The 16,335-nt window shown below is 41.9% G+C and carries 10 protein-coding genes and 1 pseudogene; 9 read left to right on the forward strand and 2 right to left on the reverse strand.

All coding sequences use genetic code 11. The features are described 5' to 3' along the window. Window positions 1-8 precede the first annotated feature (8 nt). The 5 genes from ACTNDS_RS00100 to ACTNDS_RS00120 all read left to right on the forward strand — a co-directional run bounded on the left by ACTNDS_RS00100 (window position 9) and on the right by ACTNDS_RS00120 (window position 6,111). Window positions 9-947, forward strand: a complete 939-nt coding sequence (locus ACTNDS_RS00100) for an ABC transporter permease (RefSeq protein ID WP_441032309.1) — start codon at window positions 9-11, stop codon at window positions 945-947. 12 nt (window positions 948-959) lie between these two features. Then, window positions 960-1,853 (forward strand): carbohydrate ABC transporter permease, encoded by an 894-nt coding sequence (locus ACTNDS_RS00105; RefSeq protein WP_008706703.1) that lies wholly within the window; start codon window positions 960-962, stop codon window positions 1,851-1,853. Between the two features lie 19 nt (window positions 1,854-1,872). Next, window positions 1,873-3,552: an ABC transporter substrate-binding protein gene (locus tag ACTNDS_RS00110; protein WP_022380669.1), complete on the forward strand. Its 1,680-nt coding sequence runs from the start codon at window positions 1,873-1,875 to the stop codon at window positions 3,550-3,552. A gap of 31 nt (window positions 3,553-3,583) precedes the next feature. Continuing rightward, window positions 3,584-5,068, forward strand: coding sequence for a glycoside hydrolase family 32 protein (locus tag ACTNDS_RS00115; protein WP_441032314.1), 1,485 nt, complete (start codon window positions 3,584-3,586; stop codon window positions 5,066-5,068). Window positions 5,069-5,133: 65 nt separating this feature from the next. Further along, window positions 5,134-6,111: a carbohydrate kinase family protein gene (locus ACTNDS_RS00120; RefSeq protein ID WP_441032316.1), complete on the forward strand. Its 978-nt coding sequence runs from the start codon at window positions 5,134-5,136 to the stop codon at window positions 6,109-6,111. A gap of 89 nt (window positions 6,112-6,200) precedes the next feature. Here the strand turns inward: ACTNDS_RS00120 and ACTNDS_RS00125 are convergent, their stop codons facing one another. Next, window positions 6,201-8,717 (reverse strand): LuxR C-terminal-related transcriptional regulator, encoded by a 2,517-nt coding sequence (locus ACTNDS_RS00125; protein WP_441032319.1) that lies wholly within the window; start codon window positions 8,715-8,717, stop codon window positions 6,201-6,203. Between the two features lie 282 nt (window positions 8,718-8,999). Between ACTNDS_RS00125 and ACTNDS_RS00130 the strand changes: the two are divergent. Continuing rightward, window positions 9,000-9,317: pseudogene (locus tag ACTNDS_RS00130) on the forward strand (AAA family ATPase); the annotation flags it as partial. Between the two features lie 314 nt (window positions 9,318-9,631). Further along, on the forward strand, window positions 9,632-11,332 hold the full coding sequence (locus ACTNDS_RS00135) for a glycogen synthase (RefSeq protein ID WP_441032322.1): 1,701 nt from the start codon (window positions 9,632-9,634) through the stop codon (window positions 11,330-11,332). A 153-nt stretch (window positions 11,333-11,485) separates the two neighbouring features. Here ACTNDS_RS00135 and ACTNDS_RS00140 read toward each other — a convergent pair whose 3' ends face one another. Then, window positions 11,486-12,916 carry a diguanylate cyclase domain-containing protein gene (locus tag ACTNDS_RS00140; protein ID WP_441032324.1) on the reverse strand — a complete coding sequence of 477 codons (1,431 nt, stop codon included), beginning with the start codon at window positions 12,914-12,916 and terminating at the stop codon, window positions 11,486-11,488. A 378-nt stretch (window positions 12,917-13,294) separates the two neighbouring features. Between ACTNDS_RS00140 and clpB the strand changes: the two genes are divergently transcribed. Continuing rightward, window positions 13,295-15,886, forward strand: a complete 2,592-nt coding sequence (clpB, locus tag ACTNDS_RS00145; protein ID WP_441032326.1) for an ATP-dependent chaperone ClpB — start codon at window positions 13,295-13,297, stop codon at window positions 15,884-15,886. Beyond that, window positions 15,887-16,060 (forward strand): DUF4250 domain-containing protein, encoded by a 174-nt coding sequence (locus ACTNDS_RS00150; RefSeq protein ID WP_008706656.1) that lies wholly within the window; start codon window positions 15,887-15,889, stop codon window positions 16,058-16,060. It abuts the gene before it with no gap. The last annotated feature ends 275 nt before the right edge of the window (window positions 16,061-16,335 follow it).

Consider the following 16,335-nt stretch of genomic DNA (forward strand, 5'->3'; position numbering starts at 1 on the left):
AAAAGTGCATGAAAACAGTGCAGAACCAGGTAAAGCCCGTAAGCAAACAGACGTGGAGAAATAAGGTTACGTATGTGAAGAAAAACTGGCAGTTATATCTTTTTTTCTTAATGCCGGGACTTTTACTGACAATCATCTTTAAGTATCTCCCGATGGGAGGGCTTTTGATTGCGTTTGAAGATTATAATGTAATCAAGGGAGTACTTGGAAGTCCATGGGTTGGACTTGAATATTTCAGACGTTTTTTATCATCACCGGATTTTATGAACTATCTGATGAATACATTAAAGCTGAGTATCTATGGATTATTATGGGGATTTCCGGTTCCGATTATTCTGGCATTACTTATGAATCGTATTCAAAAAACAGGGATCAAGAAAAAAGTACAGCTTCTGATCTATATGCCGAATTTTATATCTGTAATAGTACTTTGTGGTATGGTTCGTATGCTGTTATCACCGGTAGGACCTTTGAACAGGCTGCTTGGGATTAGCACAAACTGGATGACAATGCCATCTGCTTTCCGTACTATTTATATAGCAAGTGGAATCTGGCAGACTGCAGGCTGGGCATCTATTATGTATACTGCAGCATTATCTAATGCGAGCAAAGAGTTGGAAGAAGCGGCAGTTATGGATGGTGCAAACCTTTTGCAGCAGATCTGGTACGTGGAGCTTCCGGCGATTAAGAACATTATTGTAATTCAGTTTATCCTGCAGGCAGGAAATATTATGAGCATTGGATTTGAGAAGGCATATGCATTGCAGACAGATATGAACCTGCCGGCATCAGAAATTTTATCTACATATGTATATCGCATCGGTCTTTTGAACGGTGATTATGGTTATTCTACGGCAGTAGGTCTGTTTAATTCAGTTATAAATGTAATTCTGTTGATTTTTGTAAACTGGGTTGTAAAGAAGCTGAATGATGGAGAGGGATTATAGGAGGAAGAGAAGATGGAGAAAAAGAAGAGAAAATATTCAAGGACAGATCGTCTGATCCTTGGAATTGGATTCACGATTCTTGGACTGTTTGTACTTTCTATTGCGATTCCAATTATATATGTAGTGCTTGCATCTTTTATGGATCCTACTGTTTTGAATAATCAGGGACTGAGCTCTGATATTAAGGACTGGACTTTGGATGCTTATAGAAGAGTACTGGAGAATGAGATGATCTGGCGCGGATTTTTGAATTCTTTTCTGTATTCATTTGCATTTACAGTGATCTCAGTTTTTGTAACATTACTGGCAGCCTTTCCTCTGTCTAAAAAAGAATTTGTGGGAAGAAAATTTTTTAATCTGATTTTTCTGATCACAATGTTTTTTGGGGGAGGAATGATTCCAACATTTATTTTGATCAATCAGCTGCATATGGTAAATACAGTATGGGCGGTTTTGATTCCGGGAGCATTTAACGTTTGGAATATGATTCTTGCAAGAACTTATTATCAGTCAATTCCGGCAGAATTAAGAGAAGCATCTGCAATTGACGGTGCTAATGAAATTCAGCATTTTTTCAAAATTATGATGCCGGTATGTAAACCGATCATTGCAGTACTGGCACTGTGGTCATTTGTCGGAATGTGGAATAGCTACTTTGATGCGATGATTTATCTGAACGATGCAAATCTTCAGCCACTGCAGCTGGTACTGCGTTCAATCCTGGTGCAGAATACTCCACAGCCGGGAATGATTGCAGATATCCAAAGCACAGCAGAGATGGCAAAGGTAGCAGAACAGTTGAAATATGCAACAATTGTAGTATCAAGTTTACCACTTTTAGTGATGTATCCATTTTTCCAGAAATATTTTGATAAAGGAATTATGGTTGGATCGGTAAAAGGCTAAAGAAAGGAATGATACAGATATGAAGAAAAACAGAGTAAGAAGTTTGCTTGCACTTGGACTTTCTTTAACAATGATGGTAAGTATAATGGGGTGTGGAAAACAGCAGAGGCTTGATGCTGAGATTAATCCGGATACACCGGTATCGGATGTACAGTTTCCATTGAAAGAAACAGAGGAGCTTTCTTTTATTACCAGTGCACCGGCCACTTCAACACAGGATCCAAATAAAAGAGTGATTTTCCAGAGAATGGAAGAACAGACAAATGTTCATATTGACTGGACCTGCTTTGTATCAGATCAGTTTTCAGATAAAAAGAATCTGGCGTTGGCTCAGTTTGGAAATCTGCCGGATGGACTGTTTAATGCAGGCATGAGTGATTATGATCTGTTGCGTTATGCAAAGCAGGGAATAATTATTCCGCTGGAAAATCTGATTGACAAATATATGCCAAACCTTCAGGCTGTGTTTGAAAAATACCCGGAATACAGAACCATGTGTACAGCACCGGATGGACATATTTACTCTTTTCCGTGGATTGAACAGCTTGGTTCCGGAAAAGAAGCAATTCAGGCCATTGGAGATATTCCTTATATTAATAAGAAATGGCTTGATTATCTTGGTCTTGAGATTCCAACCACAACAGATGAACTGGAACAGGTACTGATTCAATTTCGAGATCATGCAGATGATCTGAAACAAGAGTTTTCCATTGAAGGTGATGTAATACCAATGTCATTTATTATCAATAACGGAGATCAGGATCCTTCAATCTTAATAAATGGATTCGGAGATGGTTATGGGGACACAGGAGATCATTTTGCTGTAACAGATGAAGGTAAGGTGATTTATACAACGGTTCAGGAAGGATACAAAGAAGGTATCAAATGGCTGCATAAACTTGTGACAGAGAATCTGATCGATCCGGAAGCATTTACACAGGAATGGTCTACTTATGTTGCAAAAGGAAAGAATCACCGTTATGGACTTTGCTTCACATGGGATATTGCTAATATAGACAACAATACGGATTATGTGATGCTTCCGGCACTGACCGGACCGGATGGAATGAGAAATATCACCAGACAGAACAACAGTGAGACCAGCGGTTTTGACAGAGGAAGATGTGTGCTTACTACCAGCTGCCGTAACACGGCACTTGCTGCCGCATGGATAGATCAGATGTATGCACCCCTTCAGTCTCCGCAAAATAACTGGGGAACCTATGGAGAGAAGGATTCCTTTAATATTTTTGAGCTGTCTGTAAACAAAGATGGCGAAAAAATGTTAAAGCATATGGACTTAGGAGATCAGTCGCCGGTGGAAGTACGTGAAGCGCAATCTGTAAATGGTCCTCTCGCTATATTAAATGAATATTATGACGTATATGTAACACAGCCGGAAGATGCGAAATGGCGTCTGGATAATATGCATGAGACATATTTACAGGATATGAACAGCAAATATGTTTATCCTAATGTATTTATGAGTATTGATGATACAAACAAAGTGTCACAGTATGATACAGATATTAAGAAATATGCAGAACAGAAGAAAGCAGATTGGATCCTGAACGGAGGAATTGATGAAGAATGGGATTCTTATCTGAAAAAAATGGAGAAGTACGGGCTTTCCGATTACCTTTCAATCAAGCAAAAATATTTTGACCAGTATCAGGATTCATTAAGCAGTGAAAAATAAGAGAAGATATCATTTTGACAGGAGGAACTATATGAGCGAAATGTTGGAAAAGGCAAGAAAATATGAATTTATACAGGGACAGCAGATCAAAGAGGAAGAAAGACCAGCCTTTCATATAACTCCTTATGTTGGCTGGATGAATGATCCAAATGGATTTTCCTATTATAAAGGAGAGTATCATTTGTTCTACCAGTATAATCCGTATAGCACACATTGGGACAGTATGCACTGGGGACATGTAGTGAGTAAGGATTTATTGCATTGGAACTATGTTCCGACTGCATTGGCACCGGATGAAGATTATGATAAATTCGGCTGTTTTTCAGGAAGTGCCATAGAATTAGAGGATGGCAGACAGTTACTTATGTATACTTCTGTAAATCAGGAGAAACTGGAAGACGGAACTGTAAGGGATATTCAGACACAGGCAGTGGCAGTTGGAGATGGTAAGGATTATGAAAAGTATGATAAGAATCCGGTTCTGACAGCCAAAGATCTGCCCAAGGGGGCTAGTAAAGTAGACTTTCGTGATCCCAAAATCTGGAAAGGGAACGATGGAAACTTTTATTGTGTTATAGGAAGTCGTCCGGCTGATGGAAGCGGACAGATCCTTCTTTACAGAAGTAAAAATGGCTTTGAATGGGAATTTGTAAGCATTCTGGCAAAGAATCAAAATCGTTATGGAAAAATGTGGGAATGCCCGGATTTCTTTGAATTGGACGGCAAATATGTGCTTCTGACAAGTCCACAGGATATGCTTCCGGAAGGATTAGAATATCATAATGGAAATGGAACGTTATGTATTATTGGGGAGTTGGATCCTGAGACACATACTTTAAAGGAACAGTTTTGTCAAGGTGTTGATTACGGAATTGACTATTACGCAATGCAGACACTGCTTGCGCCGGATGGACGAAGAATTATGATCGCCTGGATGCAGAACTGGGATACGCTTGCATATCGATGCAATGACTCTGGATGGTTCGCACAAATGAGTCTTCCAAGAGAACTGTCTGTTAAAAACGGAAGATTGTATCAGGTTCCGATCAGAGAACTTAATGCCATGCGTGCAAACAAAGTCGAGTATAACAATGTTGTGATAAAAGATACCAGGCTCACACTGGATCAGATTGAAGGACGAACGGTAGATCTGGAACTTGTGATACGACCGGCAGATAAAGACAATCTTTATAAAAAATTTGAATTCTGTTTTGCAGAGAATGAGAAATATCATTCTACATTATGCTTCCGTCCGGATGAATCTGTTTTAAAAATCGATAGAAAATTCTCAGGAAGCGAACGGGCGCTGGTTCATCAGAGCAGTTGTCTGGTAAACGGTGACAGCAATGAACTAAAACTGCGTGTGATTTTGGATAAGTTTAGTGTGGAAGTATTTATTAATGACGGCGAGCAGGTTATGTCTGCGGTTATTCTTACAAAGCAGGAAGCAAAGGGGATTTCTTTCTTTGCTGATGGTGCAGCTAAGCTTGATATAGTGAAATATGATTTATTATAATAAAGCGTTGTTGGATAAAGTATATAGACGATGATATGAGAAATCCTGACAGATAGGAGTAATATATGAAAAAATATGATGTAACAGCGCTAGGAGAATTATTGATCGACTTTACTGAAAATGGAAAAAGTAATCAGGGAAATCCGATTTTTGAAGCTAATCCAGGAGGTGCACCCTGTAATGTGCTTGCGATGTTAGCTAAATTGGGACATAATACAGCATTTATTGGTAAGGTTGGTAATGATTTTTTTGGAGATCAGTTGAGAGCAGCCATAAAAGAAGCAGGAATTGATGACATTGGCTTATGTACAGATGAAAAAATTCATACTACGCTTGCTATGGTACATACATATCCGGATGGAGATAGGGATTTTTCCTTCTATCGTAATCCGGGAGCAGACATGATGCTGAATAAAACTGAGATTCCCGAGGATATTCTCAAAGAGACAGGGATTTTCCATTTTGGTACCTTGTCTATGACTCATGAAGGAGTGCGGGAAGCGACAAAAGAAGCAATTCGTATTGCGAAGGAAGCAGGGGCTGTTATTTCATTTGATCCAAACTTGCGTCCACCACTCTGGGAGTCACTGGAGGAGGCGAAAGAACAAGTACTATATGGTCTTGAACAGTGTCGGATTTTGAAAATATCAGATAATGAGATCCAATGGCTGACAGGAGAAGAAGACTATACTGCCGGTGTAAACTGGATCCAAGAAAGATATGAGATTCCGATGATTCTTGTATCTATGGGAAAGGCGGGCAGTCGTGCCTATTATAATGGATTAGTGGTAGAAGCAAAACCATTTTTACAGAAAAGTACGATAGAGACAACAGGAGCAGGAGATACTTTTTGTGGTTGTGTGTTACACTATATTTGTGAGCATGGAATAGATGGACTGAAAGAGGATGATCTGACAGAAATGTTAAATTTTGCCAATGTAGCAGCTTCTATCATTACTACAAGAAAAGGTGCGCTGCGAGTAATGCCCGAACAAGAAGAAATCCAACAGTATTTAAATACTATCAGAAATGCAAATAAGTAAAAAACTTTAAATTTGTAATTCTTGCCAAATCGCAAGGAAATCGCAAGACTTTGGTCATGTGGATTTCCTTGCTTTTTTTTCTCAAAGTGTCAGGTAAGGCCCTTGTTTATGGAAGAAATCAGCTCTGCCAGTTGTTTCCTTTTGGTGCGTGTATCACCGTTGATCATCAACTTGGAATAAATCTGGTTGACATATTGTTTCACAGTGCCTTCAGAGAGAAATAACCTCTCTGCGATTTCGCGGTTGCTCAGACGGTCGGTGATCAAAGCTGCGATTTCTGCTTCTCTGCTGTTCAACATATTTAGGATCTCAGGTCTGGAATTACGGCTGGACAGGCGGAGGCAGTGTTGTTCATAAACAGAACCAAGGGAAAGGATCCGGTCTGTGAAAGGCTCTGATGCTATGGAATTAATACTGCCCAGCACGTCCTTGATATAGGTATAATTTTCTACAAAAGGAATCAGAAAGCCATCCGGCATGGCGTGTCCTAAGGCTTTCTGCAGAAGCTGTCGTGCATCATGATGTTTGCCCAGCATTGCGTAAGCAGAAGCAGTCTGAATCTGAACGTGGAGAGACACAAGTTCATAGTGCATTTTCTCACAGAAGGGCAGAAGCGTTTCGCTTCTGCCTATAACTTTTGCGTACATTTTCTGTGAAAGAAAGACCTGATTCTCGATCATTTCCATCATAGGTCTGCAGGGAGAAAGAAAGCTGACAGTGGATAACATATGGTCTTTAAATAATGCAGGAATCTTTTCCGGCATTCTAATTAATGCATAGTAGTAAGCATAAGTACTGTCAAAAATATTCAGCCACATCATATTGTGGAGAGACAGAAGCTCCTTACGCTTTACTTCAGGGTTCTTCACAAAGGTGACATCCTCCTGAAAAAGGGAAAGCCTTGCAGCAAGGAAATCACAGCAGAGCGAAATATTGTGCTGTCCGTTTGAGGCAATGGTGGAATAAGTCTGCTCAAGCAGAATCTGTGCATCTGAAAAATTTCCCTGCATAAATGCTGCCTCTGCATTCATGAGCAATTCCGCACCCTGTCCATGTCCCTGGGTAATCCTGTAATAGTGGGGCATACATTCATTTATAGCTGTCAGTTCTGCATCCAGGGTTCCGGATCTGCGGTGAAACATCATCAGAACAGAAGGAGAACCGAAGGTCCAGCTTCCTGTTTTGCGGATACTGATGGCAGGTCTGGTCATTTTGGAACTGGCCTGACGGTGCAGAACGCTCATACCGGTGATATCGTTATACATCAGAAAACTCATAATAAGATCACATTCTCCGGAGAGATTCTTTCTCTCATCTTCGGACAAAGTGTTATCTTCAGCTATGGTATCTGTCAGAAGCTGCTTCAGTTCCAGCATTTTGGGAATCTGATGCCAGGTAAACATACGGCGCATTAATACGAGAAGGGCCAGAGGCCTGTTCTTCAGGATTTCTGTTGGACAGACATCAAGAAATGCGAGAACCTTTTCCGGCGAAAGAGAAGCCAGGAGGATTCCTGCATCCTTTTGGATAACAGCAAGTGCTGCATCATAGTTAAGAGCCTTGTTATAGGCAGCAAGTGCCTGCAGAAACTGTCCCCGGGATTCATACCATTGTCCGTAACGATTCCGGAAATCTGTCTGTTTTTCATGGGAAAGCATGGCAAAGGCACGCTGTGTACATTCCTTCATCATATGGTGAAAACGGAAGCTGACTCCATCGGGCAAAGGAGTGATAAAAGCATTCTGCCTGGTCATAAGGGAAAGAATCTGTCCGGCTTTCGGATTCCCTGTAATAAAAAGTGCCATTTCAACGGTAAATTCATCTGCAAGTCCCATAACAGTGAGAAATTCCTGCTGCGCATCAGAAAGGGGTGCGATCATGGCAGAGGAAAACATATCATAAATGTTAGAAGTATGGTCGGGAAAGTGTCCGTTTTCAAAAAAGGTACAGAGATTCAGATAGACTGCAGAGAACCATCCCTCACTGGAATAGAGAAGCGTGTTCAACTGATCTTCGTTCAGGCTGGCACCGCAGCGATGGGTATAGACAGAAAGCTCCCGGCGATTCAGACACAGATCCCTGGTATGGATCTGATATAACTTTTTGCCAAGACGGAGAATCTCTTTTCCGGACAGAAAAGCATTTCTGCCGGATACGATCAGGTGGATATTTTCAGGCAGTCTGTTGGCAAACATACAAAAAAAATCTGCAATATGAGGTTCACCCAGCAGATGAAAATCATCAATAAAAATGTAGTAAGAGGTCTGCCCACTCAAGGCATAACAAAGCTCATCAGCAAGCATCCCGGCGCTGGCAGCATCTGAAGGGCAGCTATAATTATCCAGAAAATCAAGCCCTGCAAAGGCAAATGCCTTCTGAACGCTCTGCCAGAAAACAGACAGATTATCAGAATAAATACTGATCCGGATCACACAGGAATTTCCGCTTTTGCTCTGTTTGTCCAGATACCAGCTGATGGCAGTTGTTTTTCCATATCCCATGGGAGCAGTCACAGCAGTGAATGCAGATTGTGAAATCGGTTTCAGATTCTCCTGCAGACGCTCAGAGATGTAAATTGTATTCAGATTATATTTCTTTTTAGACATCTGTAAAACCCCTCACTTGATACGATATGTTTCATTTTAACATATAAAGTATCAAAATGAAACTTTTTCCCAGGTGGTTTTTCAGGCAACATCTGCCGTCGCATTTGCTATACGGGGGCACTTTTTGGTGCCGAAAAGTGCATTATCAAATGAAAAGAAATCAGTTATAATTACAGGTAACATAAGCCTATAACCAAGCAAAGATATGCAGGGGTAAATCGGAAGTTGAAATTACAATATGTAAATACATAGTAATAATGCCCAAAAACAGATGATACATTTTTAGAATTGGCTGAGAAGGAGCCTTGTGTGATCATTGGAAGAAATGCAGACTATATACTGAAAGACCGGGACGGTGTGCTGAATGTATTTATTCATGGGGACATGCCGGAAAAAATAAAGCGTATCACTGGTTTATACAATGTAAAAGAGAAGGAAGCTGTAAAAATGATGACAGACACAGATAAAAGGCGAAGAACAAATTATAACTTTTACACAGATCAGAACTGGGGAAAAGCCAGCAATTACACACTGTGCCTGAACAGCTCACAGCTTGGATATGACAGATGTGAGATGATAATTATGGAATGCGTGAAATAAAAACAGATTATGTTTTTTATTCAAATTGACTGAGTGGAAGATCCCTTTTTCTATGTAGTGTATCTGTAAAATAAAAGAGGCAGATATAATGAAAAGGAATAAACCAGCTTGTATCATTCAGGTAAGAGTTAAGTGATGGAAGCATTTCAGATAATAAATAATAGTTACTTTGCGCATTTTGTGTTATAATTGAGATTAACAGGAAATGATAAATATCTGCAAAATGAATGTTTATCAGGAACTTGCCGGAGGACATTTTAGTTAAGGCATAATAAATTTCGGACTTTGTAAAATGCAAAAGGGAGATCAATGATATGAGAAAAAAAACAGTTCAAAAAAGCAGTACCAAAGGCAATGCAAAAAGTAGCACAAAGAGCAATGCAAGAAACAGCGTAAAAAACAGCGTAAAAAGCAGTGCAAAAAACAGTCCTCAAAAAGCTGTTAAGACTGTTGCTCCAACAGTAGAGAATGTTTCTGTTAAGCAAGCCGTAATTATTCAGGAGCCATCTGTTGAACAGAATGAACAGAACATTCCAACGAGACAGCCTGATCTGGGGCCGCGAAGAAGTGTAGCCTTCATTGGATCAGAATGTTATCCATTTGTTAAGACCGGCGGATTGGGAGATGTAATGTCTGCCCTGCCAAAGAGTCTGGCAAAATTAAACATTGATGTTAAGGTCATTATTCCAAGATACAAATGTATTCCTCAGAAATTTCAGGAAAAGATGGAATACAGGGGTTCCTTTGATATGAATCTCTGCTCTGATGGAAAGCAGTATTATGTGGGAATTATGGAATATCAGGAGGATGGGGTTGTCTATGATTTTATAGATAATGATGAGTTCTTCTCCTGGGGAAATCCATATACGAATCTCATAGATGACATTCCAAAATTCTGTTATTTTGCAAAAGCTGCCCTTGCTGCCCTTAATTATCTGAACTGGACTCCTGATGTCGTGCATTGTCATGACTGGCAGGCAGCTTTAGTACCACTTTATCTGAGAACCTGTTTTCAGGATACAGATGTAGGACGTGCAATTTCAGTACTCACAATACATAATCTGAAGTTCCAGGGTATTTATGACAGAAAAAGGATTCAATACTGGTCAGGACTTCCTGATTATGTATTTAATAAGGACTGCATGATTCAGAACTGGCTGGATGCCAATATGTTAAAGGGTGGCATCGCTTACAGCAATAAAGTTACAACTGTAAGTAACACCTATGCCTGGGAGATTCAGACAGAGGAATATGGAGAGGGACTTGCAGAGCATTTAAGATATCACAACAATAAGATTTTGGGAATTGTGAATGGTATTGATACGGATATCTGGAATCCTGCAACTGATAAGCTGTTAGCAGCTGATTACGATGAGAAGTCAGCAATAAAGAATAAAAAGATTAATAAAAAAGCTCTCCAGGAATCTCTGGGGCTGGATGTAGATGAGCATAAGATGGTAATCGGACTTATTTCACGTCTCACCAACCAGAAAGGTCTTGATCTTGTAAATGACGTAATCCCGGGAATTATGGATGAACATACGCAGGTGGTTGTTCTTGGTACCGGTGATTCTCAGTATGAGAATACATTCCGTTATTATGAAAACAAATATAAAGGCAATTTCTGTGCATATATTGCTTACAATGAAAATGTGGCTCACAATATTTATGCAGGATGTGATGCACTTCTGGTTCCATCAAGATTTGAACCATGTGGACTTACACAGCTTATAGCCATGAGATATGGTGCAGTTCCGATTGTAAGAGAGACCGGAGGACTCAAAGATACGGTTCAGCCTTATAATATGTTTGAGAATACAGGAAACGGTTTTACATTTGACAGATATGAAAGCGGGCTGCTTTACGACGCGATAAACAGAGCAAAGACTCTCTATTTCGAGAACAGAAAATCCTGGGATGATATGGTGATCCGCGATATGAATAAAGATGTTTCCTGGGAAAAGAGTGCAAAACAGTACAAAGATATGTATGTAGGTTTAACGCCAAGAGATTAGTGTGCTGACAATATGCTCAGACGTAATGCTGCCAGGCAGCATTAAATTACCTGAGCACAGTAATCGAGTAGAGAACGTGCCCTCGCTGGGCACGTAAAAAGGGATTTCTGCCCCGGCAACTGATTGCCCGGATGGCAGAAATCCCTTTTCTTTTTATGGACGCACCCCGTTCCCACTAGAGACGGGTGTGCCAGAGGACAGTTTCTTTGCCCGGTAATATTCCTGTTTCTGGGCATACATGGACAAATCTGCTGCCTTGGTAAGCTGCTCTACGGACAAATCCGGATGGTCGCCGGCAAAGGCACACCCGGAGGAAATACTCAGCGTCCCCACCTTTGTCCCGGACCAGGCCGCCGCAATCCGTTGCAGCGCCGCCAGAATTTCCTGCGCCTGGGCTTGGGTCATTTGACCCAGCACTACGAACTCATCTCCACCGATGCGGAAGATTTTCCCCCGATCCCCCACCGCCTGGGTGATACATTGGGCAGCGCCGCATATCAGCTCGTCCCCTGCCTCATGCCCCAGGGCATCGTTGACACCCTTTAAGCCGTTGATGTCCATGAGAAAGACGGTCAGATCTGCCGGAACGGAATCCGCGTACTGCTCCAGACACTCATGATACGCCAGCCGACTGAATACGCCGGTCAGAACATCTACGGAGCTTTTCATACGCTGCTCCATCAGCTTTTTGTTCATCCGAATCCGCTGTGCCGTATAATACTCGTAAATCCATTGAATCAGAACGCTGACAACACTAAAGAGCGCCAACAGAGCCACCAGCGTTTGCAACAAAAAGGCGGTGATATTTTGGTGCAGGTTTTCGCTGACATCTATGCCTTGCAGGTACAGCTCCTTGAAGATGGCCTTTCGCAGAAACAGGATGCACAGAATGCCCACCACTACCGCAACGGTTTCCGAATAGATCAGCTGCTTCCGGTTTCCGGACTCTTGCATTGCCGGAGGACAGTCGCATAGCTGCGACAATCTGTTTTTCACCGACTTCCTAGTCAGAACCCAATGGATGCTGCAGCAGGCGATGATCGCCAGGACATAGGACAGCCAGTCCCGAAATATGGGATAGGAAAACAGATTCTCTAAAATCATTTGCCGCAGCATAGGGAAGCTGCAATATAACGCGGCAAAAACGCACAGCCCATGAAGAAAGGTGCTGGCAGCCGCAATCCCCAGATAGACATACATGCGAGGCTTCCGAAAATAAAGGTCAAAGAGCCAACCGGCTCCCGCCGCAAACAGCACGCGAGCAAATACCAGCATTATGGATCCAAGGGGCATTCCGCTGGCAAAGGGAGAAAATATCCGGTCGAGCTGGGACAGGCTGTAGGTGCCGATCCACATGGACGTGACCACAAAAACGCATACCACCGGCACACTCCCCTGTGCCCCCAGCATCATAGCCGCCACAATCACAAGAATGTGCAACGTGGTGGTGGAAATGGCCGGAAGCTCAATGTATCCCAGATAAGAAAAGGCAAACACCGCTTCCCAGGCCATCAGCATCAGGATGATCTCCTGCAATTTCTTTTTCGTCAGAGCAATCCCATATCGCTGTCGAAAACGCTCCATACTCCTTACTCCTTCACATCCTTTTCTTCATGTATTATACTTATTCCTGTGTGAAAAGCAATACGATTCATAAATCTTTGCAAACATCAACCTGGACGAGCTTCATGCAAAGCATTCCAAATATTATCGTGAAGAAGCATACCGCCTGTTAGATGCACTCCTGAAACAGTACAACACATAAGAAACATCTTTTCGTAGGAACTTATATAACGTTAAGTGAAATCAAAAACTGTAAATGAAAAATTTAGAGGAGTTGAAAAAAATAGCACTCACCTCTTGACAGTGCTAACAACATGTGTTATATTACATGCAGAACAAAGAAAACAACATATTTCTCCTGTGGGAGAGATATTTCTCATATAAGAGGAGGGTTAGCCTATGAATATCAGTAAATTTACACAGAAATCCGTACAGGCTGTCCAGGATCTGGAGAAGGTTGCTTATCAGTTTGGCAATCAGGAGATGGAAGAGGAGCATCTTTTATATGCTTTGCTGGAACAGGAAGACAGCCTGATTCTTAAACTGATCGAGAAGATGGAGATAGATAAGGATTATTTCAGAAATTCTCTGAATCAGGCACTGGATGCCAGGGTTAAGGTATCTGGCGGTGAGCTTCGTTTCGGACAGTATCTGAACAAGGCTCTGGTCAGTGCAGAGGATGAAGCTAAGGCAATGGGAGATGAATATGTCTCTGTAGAGCATCTCTTTCTTGCTTTATTAAGACATCCAAGTCCAAGTATGAAGAAACTGTTTCAGGAATTTGGCATTACTAAGGAGCGTTTCCTGCAGGCACTTTCTACAGTACGAGGCAATCAGCGTGTAGTCAGTGACAATCCTGAAGCTACTTATGATACTTTGAATAAATATGGCGAGGATTTAGTCGAAAAGGCACGTAACCAGAAGCTGGATCCTGTGATCGGACGTGATGAAGAAATCCGTAATATCATCAGAATCCTTTCACGTAAGACCAAGAACAATCCGGTGCTTATCGGTGAGCCTGGTGTAGGTAAAACAGCAGCAATCGAGGGCCTTGCACAGCGAATCGTGGCAGAGGATGTGCCGGAAGGTCTGAAGGATAAGAAGATTTTTGCCCTGGACATGGGCGCTCTGGTAGCAGGTGCCAAATACAGAGGTGAGTTTGAGGAACGTCTGAAAGCAGTCCTTGAAGAAGTAAAGAAGAGTGAAGGAAACATCATTCTTTTCATTGATGAGTTACATCTGATCGTTGGTGCAGGTAAGACAGATGGAGCTATGGATGCCAGCAATATGCTGAAGCCTATGCTTGCCAGAGGTGAGCTTCACTGTATTGGTGCCACAACTCTGGATGAGTACCGTCAGTATATTGAGAAAGATGCAGCTCTGGAACGTCGTTTCCAGCCGGTTATGGTGGATGAGCCCACAGTGGAGGATACCATTTCCATCCTTCGTGGTCTGAAGGAGAGATATGAGGTCTTCCATGGTGTTAAGATCACAGACAGTGCGCTGGTTGCAGCAGCTACACTTTCCCACAGATATATCACAGACCGTTTTCTTCCTGATAAGGCCATTGACCTGGTGGATGAGGCCTGTGCCCTGATCAAGACAGAGCTGGATTCCATGCCTTCAGAGCTGGATGAACAGCGCCGTAAGATCATGCAGCTGGAGATCGAGGAATCTGCACTGAAGAAAGAGACAGATAACCTGAGTAAGGAACGTCTGGAAACACTTCAGAAAGAGCTGGCAGAGCTTCGTGATACCTTTAATACACAGAAAGCACAGTGGGATAATGAGAAGCATTCTGTAGAGAAATTGCAGAAGCTTCGTGAGCAGATCGAGGATGTGAATAAGCAGATCCAGAAAGCAAAACAGAACTATGATCTGGAGAAGGCTGCACAGTTACAGTACGGTGAGCTTCCGAAATTACAGCAGCAGCTGGAAATCGAAGAGAAGAGTGTGAAGGAAAGTGACAGAAGTCTGGTTCATGAGGCAGTCACTGATGATGAGATCGCAAGGATTATTTCCAGATGGACCGGTATTCCTGTAACAAGACTGACAGAAGGCGAGAGAGCCAAACTCCTCACTCTGGAAGATCAGCTTCACAAGAGAGTTGTAGGTCAGGATGAAGGTGTGAAGAGGGTTACAGATGCAATCCTTCGTTCCAAAGCCGGCATCAAGGATCCGACCAAACCTATCGGTTCCTTCCTGTTCCTTGGTCCTACAGGTGTAGGTAAGACAGAGCTTGCCAAAACTCTGGCAGAGAATCTGTTTGATGATGAACAGAATATGGTCAGAATTGATATGAGTGAATACATGGAGAAGTATTCTGTATCCAGACTGATCGGAGCGCCTCCCGGATATGTAGGATATGAGGAGGGCGGCCAGCTTACTGAGGCAGTCCGCCGTAAACCATACAGTGTTGTACTTTTCGATGAGATTGAGAAAGCACATCCGGATGTGTTTAACGTACTGTTGCAGGTACTGGATGATGGACGTATCACAGATTCTCAGGGACGTACAGTTGACTTTAAGAATACAATTCTTATCATGACTTCCAACATCGGTTCTCCGTATCTGCTGGATGGTATTGATGAGAATGGAGAGATCAAACCTGAGGCTCAGAGCCAGGTTATGGATGACCTGAGAGGTCATTTCCGTCCGGAATTCCTGAACCGTCTGGATGAAATAATTATGTTCAAGCCCTTGACAAAATCCAATATTGGTAAGATAGTAGACTTGATGGTCGGCGAGCTTGACAAACGTCTTGCAGACCAGGAGCTTTCCCTAGAACTGACAGATGCAGCCAAGGATCAGGTTATCGAGAATGGCTATGACCCGGTATATGGTGCACGTCCGCTGAAACGTTATCTGCAGAAATATGTGGAGACTCTTGCGGCACGAAAGATTTTGTCCGGAGATGTTCACGCAGGTGATACTCTGGTGCTGGATGTTCAGAATGGGGAATTCATTGTTACGGTAAAGGACGGAAACTAAATGATACCCAAAGATCCAATGATTCTGCTGAGTTATGTGAATACTCAGCTCAGGGATTACTATGATTCCCTGGAAGCACTCTGCACATGCAGAGGATTGAAGAAAGACGAACTGGTGGCGAAGATGCATTCCATCGACTATGAGTATGATGAAGCAACCAATCAGTTCATATAAGAAATATGCGAAATGCTCTCTGACAGCGGGAATTGCTGTCGGGGAGCATTTTTCTGTATAAAATCAAGTACCTTCTGTAAGCACCGGAAAGACAAGTGTGTTTTGAAATCAGTACAATTTGCAAAAATACATAAGATAAGACCAAAAAGTATTAGCAAAAAAGACTAAATCGTTAAGAATAAAACAAAAGAAAGTATAAAATATGTGAAAAATATCTAAAAAAGTACAAAATAAAGCATAAATATTCATTATCCATACAATTGATTTTTGGATGC

This window comes from Blautia sp. HCP3S3_C12 (assembly GCF_052064155.1).
In the GTDB taxonomy this organism is placed as follows: domain Bacteria; phylum Bacillota; class Clostridia; order Lachnospirales; family Lachnospiraceae; genus Blautia_A.

Excerpts from the sequence above, each read along its gene's own strand:
- ACTNDS_RS00150 (WP_008706656.1), top strand. The coding sequence starts at position 15,887 with ATGATACCCAAAGATCCAATGATTCTGCTGAGTTATGTGAATACTCAG.
- ACTNDS_RS00140 (WP_441032324.1), bottom strand. The coding sequence starts at position 12,916 with ATGGAGCGTTTTCGACAGCGATATGGGATTGCTCTGACGAAAAAGAAA.
- ACTNDS_RS00120 (WP_441032316.1), top strand. The coding sequence starts at position 5,134 with ATGAAAAAATATGATGTAACAGCGCTAGGAGAATTATTGATCGACTTT.
- ACTNDS_RS00125 (WP_441032319.1), bottom strand. The coding sequence starts at position 8,717 with ATGTCTAAAAAGAAATATAATCTGAATACAATTTACATCTCTGAGCGT.
- ACTNDS_RS00110 (WP_022380669.1), top strand. The coding sequence starts at position 1,873 with ATGAAGAAAAACAGAGTAAGAAGTTTGCTTGCACTTGGACTTTCTTTA.
- clpB (WP_441032326.1), top strand. The coding sequence starts at position 13,295 with ATGAATATCAGTAAATTTACACAGAAATCCGTACAGGCTGTCCAGGAT.
- ACTNDS_RS00115 (WP_441032314.1), top strand. The coding sequence starts at position 3,584 with ATGAGCGAAATGTTGGAAAAGGCAAGAAAATATGAATTTATACAGGGA.
- ACTNDS_RS00100 (WP_441032309.1), top strand. The coding sequence starts at position 9 with ATGAAAACAGTGCAGAACCAGGTAAAGCCCGTAAGCAAACAGACGTGG.
- ACTNDS_RS00135 (WP_441032322.1), top strand. The coding sequence starts at position 9,632 with ATGAGAAAAAAAACAGTTCAAAAAAGCAGTACCAAAGGCAATGCAAAA.
- ACTNDS_RS00105 (WP_008706703.1), top strand. The coding sequence starts at position 960 with ATGGAGAAAAAGAAGAGAAAATATTCAAGGACAGATCGTCTGATCCTT.